This window comes from Desulfovibrio sp. 1214_IL3152, assembly GCF_036763055.1.
Lineage (GTDB): Bacteria > Desulfobacterota > Desulfovibrionia > Desulfovibrionales > Desulfovibrionaceae > Desulfovibrio.
The window spans coordinates 1-5,305 of record NZ_JBAIYW010000157.1; the positions used below are offsets into that span (position 1 = coordinate 1).

5 protein-coding genes are annotated in these 5,305 nt (G+C 61.0%); all 5 read right to left on the reverse strand.

The genetic code is table 11. The annotated features are described in order from the left end of the window. Positions 1-1,171: hydrogenase iron-sulfur subunit (locus V6C07_RS03190; protein WP_333534930.1), on the reverse strand; the 1,171-nt coding region annotated here is incomplete at its 3' end. Then, positions 1,159-3,120: a CoB--CoM heterodisulfide reductase iron-sulfur subunit A family protein gene (locus tag V6C07_RS03195; protein ID WP_333534931.1), complete on the reverse strand. Its 1,962-nt coding sequence runs from the start codon at positions 3,118-3,120 to the stop codon at positions 1,159-1,161. The genes V6C07_RS03195 and V6C07_RS03190, both read right to left, overlap by 13 nt. Next, positions 3,117-4,037 carry a CoB--CoM heterodisulfide reductase iron-sulfur subunit B family protein gene (locus V6C07_RS03200; protein ID WP_333534932.1) on the reverse strand — a complete coding sequence of 307 codons (921 nt, stop codon included), beginning with the start codon at positions 4,035-4,037 and terminating at the stop codon, positions 3,117-3,119. The genes V6C07_RS03195 and V6C07_RS03200 overlap by 4 nt, the downstream gene beginning before the upstream one ends. Further along, the gene (locus V6C07_RS03205) at positions 4,034-4,615 is read right to left on the reverse strand and encodes a 4Fe-4S dicluster domain-containing protein (protein ID WP_333534933.1); all 582 of its coding nucleotides are present in this window, start codon (positions 4,613-4,615) and stop codon (positions 4,034-4,036) included. Before V6C07_RS03205 ends, V6C07_RS03200 begins: the two co-directional genes overlap by 4 nt. A 109-nt stretch (positions 4,616-4,724) precedes the next feature. Further along, positions 4,725-5,183, reverse strand: coding sequence for a type II 3-dehydroquinate dehydratase (gene aroQ / locus V6C07_RS03210; RefSeq protein WP_333534935.1), 459 nt, complete (start codon positions 5,181-5,183; stop codon positions 4,725-4,727). Between the last annotated feature and the right edge of the window lie 122 nt (positions 5,184-5,305).

The window sequence follows — 5,305 nt, forward strand, 5'->3', positions numbered from 1 at the left end:
GGCTGTCTGAAACGCAGAAATCGCGGCAGACGCACATGGGGCAGGCATTGCGGCAGGCGTAGCAGCGCAGGCAGCGATCCATCTGGCCGCGCCAGAAGGCCATGCGCTCTTCAAGCGTCCTGGCGTCGAGCAGGGCCAGTTCGGGCGGGGTGTGCGGGCCGGCTTCCACTTTTTCGGGCGTACCCAGGCGCGTGTCCGCAAGAACGGCCGAGGGGGTGGTGCAGCCATAGCATTTGCCCTGGGCGTAGTCGGTCATGCAGAAGCGGTGGGGCTTGCCGTCGGCCGTGATGGTGACCCCGGCCTCGTCATATTCCACCTTGTCAATACTGGTGTAGCGTCCAAGTTCCTGGGTGACGCGGGCCATATCCAGCGTGCCTTCGCAGGGCATGGCGAAAATGGTCACGTCTTCGCGGCGGATGAGCTTTTCCTGCAGCAGTTCCACCACCGAGCGCGAGTCACAGCCCTTGACCACAATGCCCACTTTTTTTCCCTTGAACGAGGGCAGGTAGACGGCCGGGTTATTGACGTTCAGCGGTCCCCACACGAGCTTGTCCACATCTTCGGGGGTTTTCATGAAGATGGGCACTGTATGGGCGGCATCGTAGCCTTGGCCCCAGCCGATGACAAAGTCCAGCTCGGGCAGTTTGGCCTTGATAGCGTCCTTGAGCTCGCCAAGGGCGGCCTTTTGCCCTGTACCCAAAGGCCGCAGGGAGGTCAGCGCCATGTCGGCGATCTTGAGCAGCGGTTCGGGGTCTTCCAGGCGCGGCGCGGGGCCGAGCTTGTGGATGCGGTCGGTGAAGACCGTGACCACCTGCTGCCAGCGCTGGCCTTCGGAAGCCGAAACCCAGGTGTATTCAAAACGGCGGTCGTCAATACCGAGCACAGGCAGAAACTGCTTGAGCACTTCAAGACGGCGGCGGGCGTAGAAATTGCCAGCCGCATAGTGACAGTCACGCGGGTGGCAGCCGGAAACCAGCACGCCGTCCGCCCCGTTAAGCAGGGCCTTGACGATAAACAGCGGGTCTATGCGGCCCGAGCAGGGCACGCGGATGATACGCAGATCCGTGGGCTGTGTGGCGCGGGCCACACCGGCTGTGTCGGCGCCGCCATAGGAGCACCAGTTGCAGAGAAAACCCACAATCCGCAATTCTTTGCCTTCTAAAGCTGGCATAGCGCGTTAACCTCCGCAAGAATCTGGTTGTCTGTGGCGTGTGAAAGCTGGATGGCCCCCTGGGGGCAGGTGGCAGTGCAAAGCCCGCAGCCCTGGCATACGGTTTCGATAACCTGGGCCTTGCCCTCGCCCCGGATTTCCACCTCTTTGATGGCACCGAAGGGGCAGCACTGGATGCACTTGCCGCAGTTGACGCAGCGGCGCATGTCCACCTGGGCGATCTGCGGGTCGCTTTCCAGCTTGTCCTTGGCAAAGAGGGCCAGCACCTTGGCAGCCGCTGCCGAACCCTGGGCCACGGAAGCGGGGATGTCCTTGGTTCCCTGGCACACGCCCGCCAGATACACACCGGCGGTATTGGTTTCCACGGGCTTGAGCTTCACATGGCTTTCCATGAAGAAGCCGTAGCTGTCGTAGGAGATGCGCAGCTTTTCAGCCAGTTGGGGCGCGCCCTTGCTGGCCTCGATGCCCACAGCCAGAACCACGAGGTCGGCCTTGACTTCAATGGCCTGTCCCATAAGCGTGTCCACGCCCATGACCACAAGCTGTCCCTGACCGTCGGGGTATATCTGCGAGACGCGCCCGCGGATATACTCCGTGCCGTATTCTTCCATGGTGCGGCGGGTAAACTCGTCGTACATCTTGCCTGCGGCGCGGATGTCCATATAGAAGACATAGGACTGGGAATCCGGAATATGGTCCTTGGTCAGAATGGCCTGCTTGGCCGTATACATGCAGCAGAAGCCGGAGCAGTAGGGCCGCCCGATGGATTTGTCACGCGAGCCGACGCACTGCACAAAGACGATGTTCTTGGGTTCCTTGCCGTCCGAGGGGCGCTTGATATGTCCGGCCGTGGGGCCGGAGGCATTGAGCATCCGTTCGTATTGCAGGGAGGTGATAACATCGGGGTACGCGCCGCCGCCGTATTCCTGATACACGGTCCAGTCCATGAGATCATAGCCGGTGGCGGCCACGATGCTGCCCACCTCTTCGGTGATGATCTCATCTTCCATATCATACTTGATGGCCCCGGTGGGGCATATCTTGGCGCAAACGCCGCACTTGCCCTTGATGAACTGGCGGCAGTGCTCGGCATTGATGACGGCCTTTTTGGGAATGGCCTGGGGAAAGGCAATGGTGATGGCCGTGGTGTTGCTGATCAGTTCGTTAAAGGCGTCGGGCGTTTTTTTGCTGGGGCATTTTTCGGTGCAGGCGCCGCAGCCGGTGCAGAGGCTCCAGTCCACATAGGTGGAACGCTTGCGGATTTTCACCGTAAAGTTGCCCACGTAGCCCGAGATGTCTTCCACCTCGGAATAGGCGTACAGCGTGATGTTGGAATGCTGCGCCACGTCGACCATCTTGGGGCCGAGAATGCAGGCCGAGCAGTCCACAGTGGGGAAGGTCTTGTCCAGCTTTGCCATTTTGCCGCCGATGGTGGCATCGCGTTCCACAAGCACCACAGGCACGCCGCCGTCGGCGCAGTCAAGGGCGGCCTGAATGCCCGCCACGCCGCCGCCGATGACCAGCACGCGCTTGTTGACGTCAAAGCTTTTGGCAAGCAGCGGCCTGTTGTTGCGCAGTTTTTCAACCGCCAGCAAAACCAGTTCCGCAGACTTGTTGGTATTGGCTTCCTTGTCGCGGCCGATCCACGAGACATGCTCGCGGATGTTAGCCATTTCGAGCATGTAGCGGTTGAGCCCCGCGCGTTCCACCGTGCGGCGGAAGGTCGGCTCGTGCATGCGGGGCGAACAGGAAGCCACCACAACGCCGTCAAGCTTGTGCTCGTGAATGGCAGCCTCAATGGCTGCCTGGCCGGGTTCGGCACAGGTGTACATGGGGTCGTCGGCATACACCACGTCAGGATAGGTGCGGGCAATTTCAGCCACCTTGGCGCAGTCAACGGTGCCGCCGATATTGCTGCCGCAATGGCAGACGAAAACGCCTATTCTCATGACCTGCCTCCTTCAGCGGCCTTGTCTGCGGCGGCGGAATTGCGCCGGAGTTCGTCCAGCTTGCGGATGAGGCCGTCAGGGCTGACGCGCAGTTTGTTAAGCCCCAGTTCCTTGTGGTCAAGGCCAAAGGCTATGCCCATCATCTGGGTGAAGTAGAGCACCGGCAGGCGGAAGGCCGTACCCATTTCCTTGGATGCCTGCTCCTGGCGCAGGTCAAGGTTCATCTGGCAAAGCGGGCAGGCCACGATAACGGCATCCACGCCAAGCTGGGTGGCAAGGTCGAGAATTCGCCCGGAGTTGCGGGCGGTCATCACCCGTTCGGGAATGCCGAACGACGCGCCGCAGCAGGCGGTCTTGAGGGGAAAGTCCACCATTTCCGCGCCGCAGGCGGCGAGCATGCTTTCCATAAGGGTGGGATTTTCCGGATCGCCGAAGTTCATGACCTCCGCCGGGCGGCTCATGAGGCAGCCGTAATAGGCGGCCAGCCTGAGGCCCTTGAGGCTCTTGCGCACCCGGGCGGCGATGGTTTCCATATCATAGGCTTCGGCAATGCCCTGCATGACCGAGGTCACAGGAGGAAATGCCTTGGCCGAGGGGCCGTCGAGCAGTTCGTCCACACGCTGGCGAAACGCGGGGTCTTCCATGCGCTTTGAGGCCAGTTTGAGGTTGGAAAGGCAGCTCGGGCAGGGCGTGAGCAGCAGTTCGGCCTGCTGCTGGGCAGCAATGTCGAGGTTGCGCACGCAAAGGGCTGCGGAAAGCTCGGTGTCCACGGCGTGGGCCGGGGTGGAGCCACAGCAGTTCCAGTCCGGAATGTCCACCAGGTTCATGTCCAGCGCCTTGCACACGGCCTGGGTGGACATTTCATAGTCCTTGGAAGAGCCTCGGGCCGAGCAGCCGGGGTAGTAGGCAAAATTCATGGGCGCACCCCCTCGCGCTTGGCGCGTTCTTTATAACGCTCGAAAATGCGCGAAACCGGGGCGGCTCCCTGGGGCAGCACGTGGGGTTTGAGACCCAGCTTGCCTTTTTTGAGGGCTTCCGGGGCAAGATCCACGTCAGTGAACACGCGCATGGAGCGCATCATATACAGGGCCATGGTGCCAATTTCATAGGTGCGGCCAAAGGCACGCACTGTATCAAGGAAGGAAAACCAAAACTTTTCCACCTTGGGTACAGTCACGCGGCCTTCTTTGCGGGCCATGTGGCGTAGGGTCTCCATTATACCCGCAACGTCGATATTATTAGGACAGCGCAGACTACAGGTCGAGCAGGAAAGGCACATCCAGATAGAGCGCGAATTCAGCACTTCATCCCTGAGGCCAAGCTGTACGGCGCGCATGATCTGGCTGACCTGCCGGTCATAGACAAGGCCTGCGGGGCAGCCGGCTGTACAGTTGCCGCACTGGTAGCAGGTTGAAACATTTTGGCCGCTTAGCGCCTCCACTTCCGCCGTAAAGGCGGCGTCGCGCATCCGGCTCAGATTGATGGCGTCGTTCATGTGAACTCTCTGGTTAGAGGCTGTTGTGGGAAACCCCGGACAAGTCAAGAATGTCTCAGGGCGTAACGCAGAACACCGCAAAAAGCCAGTTCCAGGGCAGTGGAACCTTTCAGGTACGCACCTTTCCGGCCGTGTTGGCCGCCGCATCAAGCGCGGCCCGCAGGCCGAGAAGATAGCTCGACGGCCCGAAGCCGCAGATGCTGCCCGCGCAGACGGGCGACAGCACGGAATGGTGCCTGAAATTTTCTCGCGCATGCACGTTGGACATGTGCACCTCGACCACAGGAATTTCCAGTATGGCGAGGGCGTCGGCAATGGCATGGCTATAGTGCGTCCAGGCTCCGGCATTGATGACGACGGCCTGCACGTCCTCATCCGCGGCCTTGTGGATGCGCTCCACCATGACGCCTTCGTGATTGGTCTGAAAGCTCTCTACCGTAACGCCGAGTTCCTTGCCCAGAGACGTCAGGGCGTCATCTATCTGGGCCAGGGTGGCGCTGCCGTAGTGGGCCGGGTCTCGCCTGCCGAACATGTTCAGGTTGACCCCGTGCAGAACCAGTATGCGCATAGGAACCTCGTTTTCGCCTGCCGAACATTCAGACTGGCGGTTATTGCAACGGCTGCCGCCGGATTATGCAGTCCTGCGGCGACATGTGGCCGCGTTGCGCCGCAGGCGTGGTCTGGCAAGGG